The sequence below is a fragment of the Salimicrobium halophilum genome (assembly GCF_900100295.1).
In the GTDB taxonomy this organism is placed as follows: Bacteria; Bacillota; Bacilli; order Bacillales; family Halobacillaceae; genus Salimicrobium; species Salimicrobium halophilum.
The window spans coordinates 228029-241820 of record NZ_FNEV01000002.1; the positions used below are offsets into that span (position 1 = coordinate 228029).

The following is a 13792-nucleotide window of genomic DNA, read 5'->3' on the forward strand; positions in this document are numbered from 1 at the left end:
AAGCATTGAGAAAATGTGCGTATGTTCATTGTACCATCTGTGAAAGCTATTCAAGGGACGTACATGAAAATATATACCAAGAGGTGTGTGGACCATGTTAAGAAAATCCAGCAGCATATCAATCATTGTAGCCGGCGTTGCTTTCTTATTAGCGGCGCTGCTTGCCACGTTCTATTCCTCGTCGCGCTTTCCTACTTTCGCCATTTTCGGAATGACTATGGTAACCAGCCTCGGAGGGATCATCCTTGGAATTATCGGTCTGGTCAAAGACGATGGAAGGCAGGCTAAACTGAATAGCACGCTCGGTATTCTTATAGGTTCAAGTTTTGTAATGCTTGCTATAATATTTATCGCTAAAGGGATTCGTTTTGTAACGTAGCCTCCTTAGAATCATACATCACTCATCTAAGGATTCAATGATTTCCAGTCTTTCTGCCCCACACTGGGGAGGATGAGAACTTGATTGATTTCCATTCCAGTAAATGACGGCAGTGTCGCCTACTTCGATTTCATTGAACGTTTTCTCGTCCTCTATCGCATAATAGGCTCCGTTTTTGTTTTGAGCTAATTCTATGATTTCTCTCGTGGACTGCTGTTCAATGTCTTCTTCCGAAATTTCCGGAATAAGCAGTACTTGATCGTAACCTTCCTCGTTTTCTTTTTTCAACGCGATGACTCCTTCCTGCCTTTCCAGAGAAACATCGTTACTCTCACTTGTAGTTTGGGTTCCACAAGCGACTAATGTGAAACTTAAAAGAAACACTATGTATACTCTCAGCAAATTCCTCACTCCTTGGTCGATTTTTAAATCTCTCGTACGTACACGTACCAGGTGGTGTTTTCCATTTTTGGTTGCTATCATTCATAATGAAAGGGGAAAGTAATAAGGGGGCGTTATTCTGAGACGATCGACTATAGTTTTGTCTGTTTTCCTCATGCTGCTGATGGCCGGTTGCGGTTTGGAAACAAAGACACTGAAGGGGTTCTACGATGGTAACTTAGATGAAGTTTCCAAAGTGGCCATCACAGATGGGAATACAGGGAAAAGAAAGATGATAGAAGATAAAAACACTGTAGAAGCGTTTCTGAATGAAATGAAAGACATTGAATTTATACCGGAGGACAACCAAGAACCACGAGATGGGTTCAATTACGCTGTTACCTTTTACGAAAACGAAAAAGAAACCTTCCAATTTGGAATGACTCAAGTCAATGACCATTATTACCACACGGAACCCGACATTTTCCCGATTGTGGATGACTTCTACGAAACCATTGATTAGAAAAATGTGTTTATTAACTTATTTCACCATAACCCTCATCACGTTAGAAAAGATTAATCGAAACGTTTTCCCGAGCGAAACGTAGAAGAGACATGTGCAAAAAAGATGCATGGGGAAGGAGGAGTGTACGTGAACGAAGGTACGGTTCGATTGCCTTACAGAATCTCTAAGGAATGGAACAAGAAAGCGAGAGGGCATCTTTTCGCTGCTCTTGTAGCACTCGGAACAAACGTATATTTGCTGATGGACATGGAGAGTAGGTTAAGGGTGCCCTGGTTCATCATTGGCGTGACGTTGTTTCTTGTAATCTTGGAAACAACGAGGGCTGTTAACTATTTCAAACGCCCGGAACGTGACTATGCAATCATCGAAGATACCACGCTGTTCCTTGATCGGGGGCTTTTGCTTCCGAGAAAAAAGGTGCCACTGAGTATGGTCAAGGACACGGAACATCAGGAGGAGGAATTCGTGATCAAACAGAACCACAATCAGGAAGACATCCCTATTGAAATAGATGCTTTGGAAGAAAAAGACTTCGCTTATCTGCGACAGACCTTGGATAACTATCTGGAGGAGAGTGTGTGAGCAAACGGACGCAAGATAATCAATACATAAAAAGAATTACATTAAAAGAGAAAGCAGAAGCAGCGAGACACTACTTCCCTTTGAATCTTCCCCTTTTTCAATCTTTTCAAGAGATGGAAATGCACCCGAATGTGACGTTCGTCGTCGGAGAAAATGGAAGTGGAAAATCGACGTTCCTGGAAGCTGTGGCAGTTGCGTTAGGATTCAATCCGGAAGGCGGCACGAAAAATTTCAACTTTTCCACCTACGATTCCCATTCGGATCTGCATGAGTATCTAAGGGTGGCACGCGGACCATACAGACCTCAAGATTCGTTCTTTTTCCGTGCGGAGACTTTCTATAATGTGGCTACGCATATCGAGGAGCTCGACCGTGGCCCTGGAGGAGGAAGGATCATCGATTCCTATGGTGGGACTTCTCTACATGAACAGTCTCATGGGGAGTCCTTTTTCGCAGCGTTCATGGAACGGTTCGGTGGGGAAGGTCTCTATATTCTTGATGAACCGGAAGCTGCTCTGTCACCGCTTCGCCAGATATCGATGCTGTCACGTATGGATGAGCTTGTCCGAGATGGGTCCCAGTTCCTCATTTCAACTCATTCGCCACTCCTCACGGCGTATCCTCATGCGGCGATCTATCAGATTTCCGAGGAGGGCATGGAAAAAGTGAAAGTAGAAGAAACAGAGCATTATCAGGTGATGAGTCAATTTTTCGAAGACAGAGAAAGGCTTTTTCATCATCTGTTTGAAGGAGAGGGAGAGTCGTGAAGTATATCGCAGTATTCGTTGGGGTTTTCTTTTTTGGAGTGATCGTCTACCTGTTCAGTTTTTCAGGGGATGGAAAGCTCGAAGTGGTAGAAGAAGGGGATGTATCGATCAGCTTCTCACAAAATAGTGAAACGATTGCGTCAGAGGAGGGAGTAGCTTGTTTCGAATCTGAAGAGTGTAACGTCAGTGAAGTGATGACGCAAAATAGGAGTCTCCAGAAACAGACGGAGGGGATGGAAGCTGTAACGGTACAGGAAGGTGTTCCGATAACTGTAGAAACGACAGGTCCTGAACCTTCCGGAGTCCAAGCCAATATTCTTGAGGTGGACGAATACACTGGGTCTTCGATGGAGGCGGAAACAGTACAGGATGGTTCCTTTGAATTGAATGGCGAAGGAGAAAAGTACGTAGAAATAACGGCTGTGTGGCGGAAGGAAGAGCAGCAGAACAAAGCTGGAGCGGTTATTTCCCGGGTAATGAAGGTGAACGTCGTAGAGTAAAAGAATATTTATAAGGGAGTGATCATATACGATGGATTTGATTGTTGGTTTTCTGATAATACTTGTGCTAGGAGCAGTGATCAGCTTTGTTACCATAGCACTTATTCCGGACTATAGAAAAAACAGAATTATCGCAGGCCTTATCATAGTTCTGATTTCTCCTGTTTTACTATTGCTGTCTTTTAGTGTGCTAGGGGGCGGAATAGGTGCAGGAGCGATTGGTGCTCTTGTTGGGATCTCTATACTATTAGCTGGACTAACTACTTTCATTGTAGGGATATTCACAAGCGATAAGTATAAACTCGGAGCATTAGAAAAAGAGAAAGAAAAACAAAAGGAACTCTATTGAACTACCCTCACCTACGTCGTCGTTGAGCGGGGAGTCTTCTCGCCTAAAGCTGATAAACAAACTTTAATTAAGTGAGCACTGTCCTTTTTCTGTACTATCATGTATATTTTGCAGGTAACAAGTCGTCTTAGAAGCTTATGATAACTCCATTTCTTATGAAAGTGACGAGCTGCCGGAATGGGTTCGTCCCATTAAAGAACATTTGAAAGGGTAATACAGAACTCCATGATACTGTCCGGCAATGGGGCAGTTCAAAATATACTTGAACTCGAATATTCCAGACTAGGGGATTTAGTTGGAGAGGCGCTATGTAAGAAGAGGAACTTCCATAAAAAGGGGAAGTTCTTTTTTGATAGTAATATCAACACTAAACGGTAACAGAGCTTTGAAAATAAAAAATCCTCCTGCTCAGGCAGAAGGGTTGTACAGTCCGAAAGGCCCGGATGGATAAACGTGTGTGTGCAGATGAGTTGTTCCGCAAAAAGGGAGAACTCCCACCCTTATCCAAAAGAACCTTTCTTATGTAACGACTGTATAGTTCTATTATACATAACGGATTTTTTTACGTAAATACAAAACTTAATATTTCTGTAATTTTCCTGTAACATTTACCTTTAAATAAAGATACTTCGCTTCAAAGGTAAATATTGATAGAAAACCCTTCATTTTTTCCATCATTCAGTCGGAGGTAAGACCTAGCCACTTTTTGACCGGTTCTCTGAAGTAATACGTAATTCCGAGAAGCGTGAAGAATACGAAAACGGCTATGATGATGGTAGTCGTGTTCCCTGAGGCGATACTCGATCCGAGGAAACTGTAGGCGAACGTGCCGGGAATCATCCCTAGCACCGTAGCGGTAATAAAGGACTTGAATTGGACTTTCGCGATTCCTCCCGCGTAACTGAGCAGGTCAAAACTTACAATCGGAATCAGGCGCAGAATGAATATATAGAGGAATCCCCGTTTGTTCATCTGATCGAATAATTTCTCGGACCAGGAGAAGTTGTCCATCTTTACGACTGACGTGCCAAAGATCCTGGCAAGAACGTAGCCAGTCGTGGCAGCTCCGGTAGCACCGACAATGATATACAGGACGCCCGGCCATACCCCGAAGGCAAGCCCCGCTCCGAGAGAAAGGACGGAGGTAGGGAAGAAGATGAGAGGTCCGATCGTATAGATGAGGAGAAAGATGAATGGGCCCCACCAGCCGAAGGACAGAACGAAGTCTCTTATGTCAGAAGGACGGATGTTGAAATGGAAATGGGTGAAATAGAAGATGGTTGCGAATACAGCGAGAATCAGAGATATTTTCAAAAAACGTCTGGGTGTCACGGTTTCCCCTCCCTTTCGATGCCTGTTTTATCAAACGGTAAGCTAATTATGGCATACAAACGGTGAGCTGTCTTACAAAACAGAATAGCTACGATCAATTCGATGGGAAGTGAAACATAGCTGCTATGGAAATCGTAGGAATAATGGAGGAGGGATAGGCATGAGTGTTAAAGTGAAAGACAAAGGAGCAACGGTTCGGATCCGCTGGATGTTCTCGAAGGCGGATATTTTGAAAAAAGATATTACGCGTGTCTTCGATTTGGAGGACTACGCCGGAGATGCCAGCATCGATTATTATTTCGGTCATCCGACGGTCAATATGGATCGGATAGTGATAGAAGCGGGGAAGGAACGTTACCTCATTTACACGAATAACGGGTATAACTTGAAAAATTATCTGGAGAAAGCACTCCGATGATTTAAGCCACAGACGTGGGAGGAGTGTCTAATAGATGAAGAAGGTGATGGCCAGTGAATCGACGACTTGTGAAGAAAGCGCAGAAGGGAGATGACGAAGCCTTTCTGCGTCTGTTCCAACAGTATGAACATGATTTGTACCGGACCGCTTTCGTCTATATGAAGAACAAGGACGATGCGCTCGATATCGTCCAGGAAGTCGCTTATAAATCGTTCAAAAAAATAGATACGCTAAGAACGCCCGCTTACTTCAAAACATGGCTGATCCGCATGACAATCAATACGGCTCTGAACACGTTGAAGAAAGAAAAGCGCCTCGTGACGCTCGACCCTGAACATGAGTCCTTCATTGAAGGAGAGGAACCGGATATTCCTGAAACATTCTCCCTTCATCAACTTATCGATGAGCTCGGGGAGAATGAGAAATCGATCGTCCTTTTGAAATATTACTATGGCTACACCTTCCCCGAAATCGCAGAGATCTTACATATTCCGCTCGGCACAGCAAAATCCATTCTTTACCGGGCGCTGAAAACACTTCGGAAGGAGGGGTTCGATGAGTAAGCGGATGCAGCGGGAAATGAACAAAATCGATATACCGGACGAACTCGGCGAACGTTCCCTTCGTGGTGTCAGAAAAGCATGGAAGGAAAAGCCTGTCCGCAGACGTCCGAATGGAGGACTCATTGCGATCGTTGCCGCTTTATTTCTCCTGATCGGTGGAGGAATCATCACGTCGATTTCTCTACAACAACAGGGAGACTACAGTTCATCGGAATCTTCTTCGGAAAGTGCCGAGTCCTCGGGAGATATGGAAGCGGCGGAAGAAAGCGCTAGAGTGGAAGGGTTGGTACTGGTGAACGGTGAAATATATAGAAGAATCTATGAACAGGGAGCCGCGGTGCAAGTAGAGATTGGTACCATCAAAGAGAAAGTGGCAGCTCGAGAATCCCTCGAGGAGAATCTCACCTCCACCGTGCTAGAAGAAGGAACCGTCCTTTATAACACAGAGGAAGAAGGAGTGCTGGCTGCAGAGCTTCCGGAAGGGGAGTATCTTTATTTCGTAAAGGAAGGTAGAGAATGAAGCGAGGAACGAGGAAAAAAGTAATGGCAGGTTCGATCGTCGCAATCCTCCTGGTCACGCTTGCCATCGTACCTGCGAAACTGAGAAGCATGGATGTGGATGATTTTTCAGCAAGCGAGGAAAATTTCTTCCGCCACGCCATCGCTTCGACGTCCGGGACGCTTGAGAACCCGTTGGAACGCATGCTTATCCTCGGGTATCGGATCGATGAAATGGAGAAAGTGAATGGTGTTCCTGTAGAAGCTACGGTCGAAGCAATCACCTTTTTCGGCGTCACAGGAGCGGGCGTCCGCGTAGATCAAAACGGGGCATCTGTCGAACACAGGAGCTATACACCAGGGAGGTGAAGGAATGAAACGCGCATTCAGTTATGGAGTCGGGTCTCTCGCGGTCATTTCTCTGATTGCGTTTATAAATATGGGTATGTTCCAAACGATCGTCAGCCTTGTGGGAGGTATCTGCTTGGTGGCGTCCGCTCTATTGTTACGAACGATGATTGGGGTGGGGCCGAGGTCGTCAGGCGTAACGGCTCAAGGCGAAGATGATCCGAAAGACAAACGCCTCGGTATGCATATAGGTATTTTCGGTCTCCCATATCTGGTAACAACTGTGCTATTTTTGTTGTAGAGGAGGAGATTCGATGCAGATCAGACGTGCGATTACAGAGGACGCTTACGGAGTTGCGAAAGTTCAGGTGGATACGTGGGAATCGACGTACAAAGGGATTGTACCTGAAGCATACCTGGAAGAAATGACGTACGAGAACCGGGAAGAGAAGTGGCGTTATATTATCGAAAAAGGGATGGTGTTCATCGCGGAGAACGATTCAGGTGAAATTGTAGGATTCTCGAGCGGCGGTCCCGAACGTTCGGAGGAACTGGACGACTACGACGCCGAACTATACGCCATTTACATAAGAAAAGAAGACCAGCGGAAAGGCATAGGTCGAAAGCTTGTTACTCCGGTGGTTCAGGAGTTGCTGGAGCGTGGAATGACGTCGATGGTTGTTGCCGTTCTTTCGGAGAATCCCTTCCGTCACTTTTACGAAGCGCTCGGGGCGAAAAGGATCGACCGGATGAAAGTCGATATCAGCGGCAAAGTGCTCGATGAATGGATTTATGGATGGGCTGATTTGCGCAGTCTTTTGAGGGAGGGGAATTGAATGGACGTCAGAGAAATGACGGTAGAAGAATTTGAGGCATATCGCACGAGAGCGGTAGCGGAATATGCCGAAGAACACGTGAAGGCGGGGGACTGGGAAGGAGAAGGTGCTCCGGAGAAAGCGGATGAAGAGTTCCGCTCCCTGTTGCCGAATGGAGTACATACAGAGAATCATCACCTGTTTTCCATCTCCGAGGGAGAGACGGTCATCGGGATGTTCTGGCTTGCGGTGGTAGACAAGGAGAAGGGTTGGATCTACGACATCAAATTGGACGAGTCGGCACGTGGAAAAGGGTACGGAAAAGAGACGATGTCAGAAATCGATCGTCTCGGCAAAGACCTGGGACTTCGTACGATCCGACTTCACGTCTTCGGTCATAATCATATAGCCAGACAGTTATATGAAAAGACGGGATACAGGGAAACGAACGTCATCATGGAAAAAGAGTTGAGCGATTAAAAATGAGATGGATTTCTCTAATATTACTGTTTTTCCTCTTAAGCGGTTGTGACCAAGAGGAGAAGGTGAAAATAACTCCACCCGTCCTTGATGACGGTACCACAATCATCACTGAACAATGGACGGAAACACAGGCCTTCCTTCTTTTTGAAAGAGAAGATGCTTATGGTGTCGCTCACTTCACAAAAGAGGAAAAGACATGGAGAGAGACCGGGCGTTCAAGCTTCGGAGGAGGGAAGGGTAAGGAACTCGTTTTCGGAGCTTCCAAGGTAGTAAAAGGAGAGTATGAACCTTTCGGCGATCCTTCCTATCTCACCGTTTCTGCAGGTCCGATTAACAATGGAGATATTATGGAAGTTAGGACTGGAGAAGGAAAAGAAGCGGCCATTGTTTCATCCGGTGAGACCCGTTATTGGTATGTGATCGGTGAAGAACCCGTACAGCAGGTCAACGGTTATGACAAGGAAGGGGAACGTCTTACTACTACTGTCGGTTATGTTGCAGAAGGCTTTTGAATATAGAATGAGATGGTAGGGAGGGAAAAAGGAAGGAATAAAGGAAATATAGCGAAAATAAGCTGGTAGAAACGGACAAGGGTTTGATTTCGATGAACGAAAGGCGAGTCCGCTACCATCGCATGACGCGTTTATTTGTATCGTTGTTTCTCTTTTACACGAATGTGATCGTCATGTTTGCGCTTATTTATATTCTGCTGGATGCCTCAGGAGTCGGACCGGTCGTCGATCACTATCGAGACCGGGAGCTCGAGCAGGCAGAGTGGCCGGGACGTATCGGCACTTCGCTGTATTTCAGCGTCATTACGCTTTTCTCTGTAGGATACGGAGACGTGACGCCCTTCGGCTGGTCGCGCATTGCGGCTATTATTGAAAGTGCATTCGGCTACATTCTCCCTGCGGTACTTATGTTTCCGTACGTGGCGATGATGAAGGAAGACGAAGAGTAAATCATTCTCTCGTCTTCTGCCGTACGAAACTTATAACAAAAATAATGATACCGAAGATGGCCAGGATCAGGTTCGGCAGGAAGGGCGCTGACTCGATCAACCCTGCTACATATAGTACTCCGAAAAAAGCTGTAAATATCAATCCCACACGTATTCCTCTCGATTCCGTCGGTAGCAGCGAGACGATAGCTACGACGACGAGAGCCGACAACAAACTCCACATATGGACACCTCCTGTCTTTAAATCTTAAACGGTCGTTTCCTCTTTTTGCAACGGGAGAAAAGACCCGCATAACTACAGATGCTGAACCTTGGAAAGGATGCAGATATGATTACACTAAAACCCTTCACAAAAGAAGATTTCGATACACTCATCCAATGGATCGATTCGCCTGAGTTCCTGATGCAGTGGGCAGGACCGAACTTCTCGTACCCCCTGACTTTTGAACAACTGGAGGAATATCTATCCGGAGCGAATCAGAGGGAAAGTACAACACTTATTTACACCGTGTGGGAGAAGGATAAACGCGTCGGACATATTTCGCTTGGACGAATCGACAGGGAGAATCGCGCCGCTCGTATCGGAAAAGTATTGATCGGAGAGACCGACGCTAAAGGAAGAGGTTTGTGCGTCGCTATGATCCGGGAAGTGTTGAAAATAGCGTTCGATGAGCTGGAGCTGCACCGGGTCAGTCTCGGCGTTTTCGATTTCAACGAGCCGGCTATCCAATGCTATAAGAAAGCCGGGTTCCAGATCGAGGGACTGCTGCGGGATTACCGGAAGATAGAGGAGAAATACTGGAGTCTCTATGAAATGAGCATCCTGGCTGAAGAATGGACAGGAGGTTGAATGTTGTAAATATTTCCTGTAGGCTTAAAATTGACAGAATTATGGAAGCGGTTTTTATTGTCCGGAAAAATGAATGTCTGTACATAATCGTCAGTGAGAGAGGCATCATTTCGTAAGCCCTGATACATGGGAGGAAGGAGGACATATGAGACAAGTGGAAGTCGTCACGTATAAGGAAACGTGGCCGGAGGAGTTCGAATCAGAAGCCCTGAGAATTCACGAAGCTCTTGATCAAATCCCCGTCTATATTCATCACATCGGAAGCACATCGGTGCCTGGTCTCTCCGCAAAGCCTGTCATCGACCTCATGCCAGTCGTTCCGAAGATAGACGAGGTCGATACGCATTCAGAAGGGATGCAGAAGCTCGGCTACGAGGCGATGGGGGCTTACGGAATCGAAGGGCGTCGTTTTTTCAGAAAAGGGGGCGACCGCCGCACGCATCATGTCCATGTGTTTGAATTGGACAGCCCTGCAGCTGAGAGACATCTGGCTTTCCGTGAGTACTTGAGAGCTCATCCGGATGTCGCCTCCGCCTATGGAACGTTGAAACGGAGTCTTGCTGAAACCTATCCGGAAGACATGGAATCCTACATTTCAGGAAAAGAAGAGTGGATCCGTACAACCGAAGAGAGAGCGATCCGCTGGTACAGAGAGGAGCGGTAAGTATGAGATACTTCCTTCTATTAGCGCTCTTGCTTCTGGGAGGTTGTCAGTCCGGGTTTGCAACGAGCGACTACGGTTCTCTTCCTCCTACCGAAAATGATGTCACGTTTCAGGCAGAATCGGAAATCAGTCCTTCGGAACAGGGAGTGCGCTTTTATATCATCAATGCCGGCGAAGAGCCGGTTTTCTATGATATGGGATACGAAATTGAGATAGAAGTGGACGGCACATGGAAGGAGATCCCTTTCAAAGACAAGCCTTCGTTCCGGAAACGTGATCGGAAGGTGAATCCGGGAGAAAGCTTTGAGTCGGCAGTCTTACTCGAAGAACTGGAAGCAGCTTTTGAGGAAGGGATCTACCGGGTCATCGTGACGATGGCGATGGAACGGGATACGGAAAAAGAGTTCATGCTGGCTTCTGAATTCGAAGTGACGTCTTCCTAGAAGCCTCAGGAAAAGAGGAGAGTAATGTGAAAAAGGTATTCGAGTATTTCCGTCTATTCACGATCGAGGCGGCTACCAATAAGATTGCGTTTTTCTGGACGCTTGTCCTGCCGCTTCTTTTCATGATTGTCAATTCGATGGACTGGTTCGGGAGTCCTCCGGATAACTACATATCTATTCTGGCTGCTTACTGGGCCTACCTGGTTCTCATCACGTCTTTGAACGGTGTAGGGATGGGGCTATTGGTGTACAGGGATAACGGGTTCCTCAAAATGTTCTCTTTCCTATCAGGATCCCATCAGCCGGTCATTTTTGGGAAGATCATGGCGCAGTATGTCTTCATGGTCGTCAATATGATCGTGTTCACGATTGTCGTGTCGCTGCTGTTCCGCCTGGATCTCCTGATGGTGCTGGGAGTCGGAATGATGACGGCACTCTTCCTGAGTATTCCTCTCTTCTTCCTTTCGCTTATCGTCCCGATTCTTCCCGTGAAAGAAACGGCCATTGCGCCTCTGTTCTCGCTGATCATATTCGGCTTCATATTTTTCGCGCAAATCGATACCGGAAATGCGATGCTTGAGAATCTTCATTCCATTCTGAATCCCGCCGTATTCGTGAGAGACAGTACCATCGGTTTTTATCAGTTTCTATCTTCCGTAGAAATCTCCGTGTCCGTATGGCCCTTGCTAGTGGCGGCTGTGCTATACGTAGCGCTCGGGTTGTTTCTCATGAAAAATATCCGTCTGACCTCGGTGAAGAACCGGTCGTAGAAAGGGGAACGTCATGCATCTTCAAAACGTTACGTATTCCTACAGTAAAAATGAACTTCCGCTATTTCAGGGGCTATCCCTCACGTTCCGTCAGGGAAAGGTCAACGTCGTCCTCGGTGCGAACGGAGCAGGGAAGACGACTCTGTTCGATATGCTTGCCGGAGCTATGAAGCGGCCGGAAGGATTTCACGATATGTTCGATCAGAAAGAGATCTGCTATCAGTTGCAGGGCTTCGGCCTTCCGGATACCCTTCGCGGGAAGGATCTATTCCGACTGTTTCTGAACACGGATGACGATTCTCCATACGACAGTCCGGAACAGGCGCTTCATCTGGAGCTGACGGATGAAGAAAAGGAGCGGGTCCACCGACTCTGGAACAAAAAGACGGGCTTGATGTCTGTTGGAGAGAGACGCTGGATCATGATTACATCTGTTTGTCTCCTGAACCGTCGGCTGTATCTTTTTGATGAACCGACGTCCGGGCTTGATCCGGAAGCGAGGCATCACATCCTCCGCAAAATCGATCATTTGGCAACGGAAGAAAGGTATGTCGTCATGTCCACGCACATTCTTCACGAACTGAAGCATATGGATACGCATATCTTTTTTCTGCATAACGGGAAGCTTATGTTCGAAGGGAGTTACGAAGAGTACCTCCAACAGGCAGGGACGGATGATCCGGATATAGCATTTGAACAGATGAGGAAACAGACGTCCTGAGGAGGATTTGAATGTCATTTTTAACGGATAGAGAGAGGAAAGAAGAGACCCTGCTTCTAATCTCAACCTTCGTGATTGTCCTTCTGACCGATGCTTCGTTCCTTTTTTATGTCGGAGCGATTCTCGTTTTCTTCATTCCTGTAGTACATAGGAAGGGGCAGCTTACGAAGAAGGAGTGGATGAGTAACTTCGTGTATGTATCAGCGCTTCTGTTTGCTATGTTCATTGTTAATGTTCTGATAGATAAGATCTTTGGTTGAAAACTTACAATACTTAAACCTCCCTTAGTTTCTATGATTTCATGGAAAAAATTGCTCGTTCACGAATGAGAGATTGTGTGATAGCTTATTCGTTGAAACCAGCCAGGGAGGTATTTTTTTATGTGGAAGAAAGGTAGTATTGTTGGTCTACTGATGATGTTGATGATACCGATGACGGCTCATGCTGATAAAACGCACGTGGTTCAACCGGGGGAATCGTATTACACGATCGCTTCCCAATACGGGGTGAATACGCACCAGCTTCAAGCGATGAACAATGACTGGAATTCCTACCTTTCCATAGGAGAACGGGTAGAAGTTCCGGTGACCCTTAATAGCTATGAAAAAGATCTTCTCGCACGCCTCGTAGAAGCGGAAGCAAAGGGGGAGAGCTATGCAGGGAAAGTAGCCGTAGCGACTGTCGTGCTGAACCGTGTCTCCAGTGATATTTTCCCGGACACGCTCTATAATGTCGTGCACGACGGCCGACAGTTCTCCCCGGTGTTGAACGGAACAATCAATCAGCCGGCAGGAGCGGAATCCAAGCAAGCGGTAGAAGAAGCCCTTGGCTATCAGGGCTATGACAACGAGTCCCTCTATTTCTACAACCCGAATAAAGCGTATAGTGCTTATCTAGCGTCCAAAGAAGTGACCGTCGTGATAGATAACCACGTGTTTTTGAGATAAAAAAGTGCGGCCCGATTCTCTCGGGTCGCACTATTATTTTTCGCTCTCCTTCTTCTCTCTGTCCGTCACTGTTTTCACAAAGAACGCGGTCGGCATCAAAACCCCGATCATCGCTTCTAATATAGCGAAGAACCGCGTAGGCCCTACTGGCACCATATCCCCGTACCCGACGGAGATAAGTGTTTCTCCACTGAAGTAGAGGAGGTCCAAGAATGTCGGCGTCACGTCTTTCATTCCGGAAAGGGTGAAGACGAGAATCGTCCCTTGCGTATTCAGGAAATAATATAAGAACGCGAAGCCGATCAGAACGCCCGTCATCGACATCAGGAGCTTAAGGAAGAAACGTGGATCGAAGGCTCCTTTTTCTTCCACGTCCTGACGGAAGAAGTAAATCGTATTACCAGCTATGAATCCAAGTGTAATGATAATGAGAAATGTTGTCATGGTTACGCTCCTTCTCTTTCAATTCTTTCATCCTCTTATGTAACCCTTCAT

At 46.4% G+C, this 13792-nt stretch carries 26 protein-coding genes; 22 read left to right on the top strand and 4 right to left on the bottom strand.

The annotated features are described in order from the left end of the window. Positions 1-94 precede the first annotated feature (94 nt). A complete protein-coding gene (locus tag BLQ44_RS04500) occupies positions 95-379 on the top strand; it encodes a hypothetical protein (RefSeq protein WP_093192504.1) in 285 nt (94 codons plus the stop codon). Positions 380-397: 18 nt separating this feature from the next. On the opposite strand, the gene BLQ44_RS16480 is transcribed toward BLQ44_RS04500, so the two are convergent. Further along, positions 398-667 carry a DUF3221 domain-containing protein gene (locus BLQ44_RS16480; RefSeq protein WP_176757426.1) on the bottom strand — a complete coding sequence of 90 codons (270 nt, stop codon included), beginning with the start codon at positions 665-667 and terminating at the stop codon, positions 398-400. Between the two features lie 292 nt (positions 668-959). On the opposite strand from BLQ44_RS16480, the gene BLQ44_RS04510 reads away from it, so the two are divergent. The 5 genes from BLQ44_RS04510 to BLQ44_RS04530 all read left to right on the top strand — a co-directional run bounded on the left by BLQ44_RS04510 (position 960) and on the right by BLQ44_RS04530 (position 3484). Then, positions 960-1283 (top strand): hypothetical protein, encoded by a 324-nt coding sequence (locus BLQ44_RS04510; protein ID WP_245688093.1) that lies wholly within the window; start codon positions 960-962, stop codon positions 1281-1283. Between the two features lie 129 nt (positions 1284-1412). Next, on the top strand, positions 1413-1868 hold the full coding sequence (locus BLQ44_RS04515; protein WP_093192508.1) for a hypothetical protein: 456 nt from the start codon (positions 1413-1415) through the stop codon (positions 1866-1868). Next, the gene (locus BLQ44_RS04520) at positions 1865-2635 is read left to right on the top strand and encodes an AAA family ATPase (protein ID WP_093192510.1); all 771 of its coding nucleotides are present in this window, start codon (positions 1865-1867) and stop codon (positions 2633-2635) included. Before BLQ44_RS04515 ends, BLQ44_RS04520 begins: the two co-directional genes overlap by 4 nt. Further along, entirely contained in the window at positions 2632-3135 is a 504-nt protein-coding gene (locus tag BLQ44_RS04525; RefSeq protein ID WP_093192512.1) for a hypothetical protein, read from the top strand. Before BLQ44_RS04520 ends, BLQ44_RS04525 begins: the two co-directional genes overlap by 4 nt. Before the next feature lie 31 nt (positions 3136-3166). Next, entirely contained in the window at positions 3167-3484 is a 318-nt protein-coding gene (locus BLQ44_RS04530) for a hypothetical protein (RefSeq protein WP_093192514.1), read from the top strand. 678 nt (positions 3485-4162) lie between these two features. On the opposite strand, the gene BLQ44_RS04535 is transcribed toward BLQ44_RS04530, so the two are convergent. Further along, positions 4163-4816: a TVP38/TMEM64 family protein gene (locus BLQ44_RS04535; protein WP_093192516.1), complete on the bottom strand. Its 654-nt coding sequence runs from the start codon at positions 4814-4816 to the stop codon at positions 4163-4165. Positions 4817-4976: 160 nt separating this feature from the next. Between BLQ44_RS04535 and BLQ44_RS04540 the strand changes: the two genes are divergently transcribed. The 9 genes from BLQ44_RS04540 to BLQ44_RS04580 all read left to right on the top strand — a co-directional run bounded on the left by BLQ44_RS04540 (position 4977) and on the right by BLQ44_RS04580 (position 8902). Beyond that, entirely contained in the window at positions 4977-5234 is a 258-nt protein-coding gene (locus tag BLQ44_RS04540) for a SunI/YnzG family protein (protein ID WP_093192518.1), read from the top strand. A 53-nt stretch (positions 5235-5287) separates the two neighbouring features. Beyond that, a complete protein-coding gene (locus tag BLQ44_RS04545; protein ID WP_245688094.1) occupies positions 5288-5797 on the top strand; it encodes a sigma-70 family RNA polymerase sigma factor in 510 nt (169 codons plus the stop codon). Further along, positions 5790-6317, top strand: coding sequence for a hypothetical protein (locus tag BLQ44_RS04550; protein ID WP_093192520.1), 528 nt, complete (start codon positions 5790-5792; stop codon positions 6315-6317). The genes BLQ44_RS04545 and BLQ44_RS04550 overlap by 8 nt, the downstream gene beginning before the upstream one ends. Then, positions 6314-6664 (top strand): hypothetical protein, encoded by a 351-nt coding sequence (locus BLQ44_RS04555; RefSeq protein WP_093192522.1) that lies wholly within the window; start codon positions 6314-6316, stop codon positions 6662-6664. Before BLQ44_RS04550 ends, BLQ44_RS04555 begins: the two co-directional genes overlap by 4 nt. A gap of 4 nt (positions 6665-6668) precedes the next feature. After that, positions 6669-6944, top strand: coding sequence for a hypothetical protein (locus BLQ44_RS04560; protein ID WP_093192524.1), 276 nt, complete (start codon positions 6669-6671; stop codon positions 6942-6944). A 13-nt stretch (positions 6945-6957) separates the two neighbouring features. Further along, complete coding sequence (locus BLQ44_RS04565; RefSeq protein WP_093192526.1) at positions 6958-7479, top strand: GNAT family N-acetyltransferase; 522 nt, start codon at positions 6958-6960, stop codon at positions 7477-7479. Beyond that, entirely contained in the window at positions 7480-7938 is a 459-nt protein-coding gene (locus BLQ44_RS04570) for a GNAT family N-acetyltransferase (protein WP_093192528.1), read from the top strand. 65 nt (positions 7939-8003) lie between these two features. Further along, positions 8004-8453 carry a hypothetical protein gene (locus BLQ44_RS04575; RefSeq protein ID WP_093192530.1) on the top strand — a complete coding sequence of 150 codons (450 nt, stop codon included), beginning with the start codon at positions 8004-8006 and terminating at the stop codon, positions 8451-8453. Between the two features lie 92 nt (positions 8454-8545). Continuing rightward, positions 8546-8902: a potassium channel family protein gene (locus BLQ44_RS04580; RefSeq protein WP_093192532.1), complete on the top strand. Its 357-nt coding sequence runs from the start codon at positions 8546-8548 to the stop codon at positions 8900-8902. A 1-nt stretch (position 8903) separates the two neighbouring features. Here the strand turns inward: BLQ44_RS04580 and BLQ44_RS04585 are convergent, their stop codons facing one another. Continuing rightward, on the bottom strand, positions 8904-9125 hold the full coding sequence (locus tag BLQ44_RS04585) for a hypothetical protein (protein WP_093192534.1): 222 nt from the start codon (positions 9123-9125) through the stop codon (positions 8904-8906). Between the two features lie 105 nt (positions 9126-9230). On the opposite strand from BLQ44_RS04585, the gene BLQ44_RS04590 reads away from it, so the two are divergent. The 7 genes from BLQ44_RS04590 (at position 9231) to BLQ44_RS04620 (ending at position 13297) form a co-directional block, all read left to right on the top strand. Then, complete coding sequence (locus BLQ44_RS04590) at positions 9231-9752, top strand: GNAT family N-acetyltransferase (protein WP_093192921.1); 522 nt, start codon at positions 9231-9233, stop codon at positions 9750-9752. 145 nt (positions 9753-9897) lie between these two features. Further along, positions 9898-10416 (top strand): GrpB family protein, encoded by a 519-nt coding sequence (locus tag BLQ44_RS04595; protein ID WP_093192536.1) that lies wholly within the window; start codon positions 9898-9900, stop codon positions 10414-10416. Positions 10417-10418: 2 nt separating this feature from the next. Next, on the top strand, positions 10419-10859 hold the full coding sequence (locus BLQ44_RS04600) for an immunoglobulin-like domain-containing protein (RefSeq protein WP_093192538.1): 441 nt from the start codon (positions 10419-10421) through the stop codon (positions 10857-10859). Positions 10860-10885: 26 nt separating this feature from the next. After that, positions 10886-11629 (top strand): hypothetical protein, encoded by a 744-nt coding sequence (locus BLQ44_RS04605; RefSeq protein ID WP_093192540.1) that lies wholly within the window; start codon positions 10886-10888, stop codon positions 11627-11629. A gap of 13 nt (positions 11630-11642) precedes the next feature. Next, complete coding sequence (locus BLQ44_RS04610; protein WP_093192542.1) at positions 11643-12350, top strand: ATP-binding cassette domain-containing protein; 708 nt, start codon at positions 11643-11645, stop codon at positions 12348-12350. An 11-nt stretch (positions 12351-12361) separates the two neighbouring features. Further along, positions 12362-12610 (top strand): hypothetical protein, encoded by a 249-nt coding sequence (locus BLQ44_RS04615; protein WP_093192544.1) that lies wholly within the window; start codon positions 12362-12364, stop codon positions 12608-12610. A gap of 120 nt (positions 12611-12730) precedes the next feature. Next, complete coding sequence (locus tag BLQ44_RS04620; RefSeq protein ID WP_093192546.1) at positions 12731-13297, top strand: cell wall hydrolase; 567 nt, start codon at positions 12731-12733, stop codon at positions 13295-13297. 33 nt (positions 13298-13330) lie between these two features. Here BLQ44_RS04620 and BLQ44_RS04625 read toward each other — a convergent pair whose 3' ends face one another. Then, the gene (locus tag BLQ44_RS04625; protein ID WP_093192548.1) at positions 13331-13741 is read right to left on the bottom strand and encodes a potassium channel family protein; all 411 of its coding nucleotides are present in this window, start codon (positions 13739-13741) and stop codon (positions 13331-13333) included. Between the last annotated feature and the right edge of the window lie 51 nt (positions 13742-13792).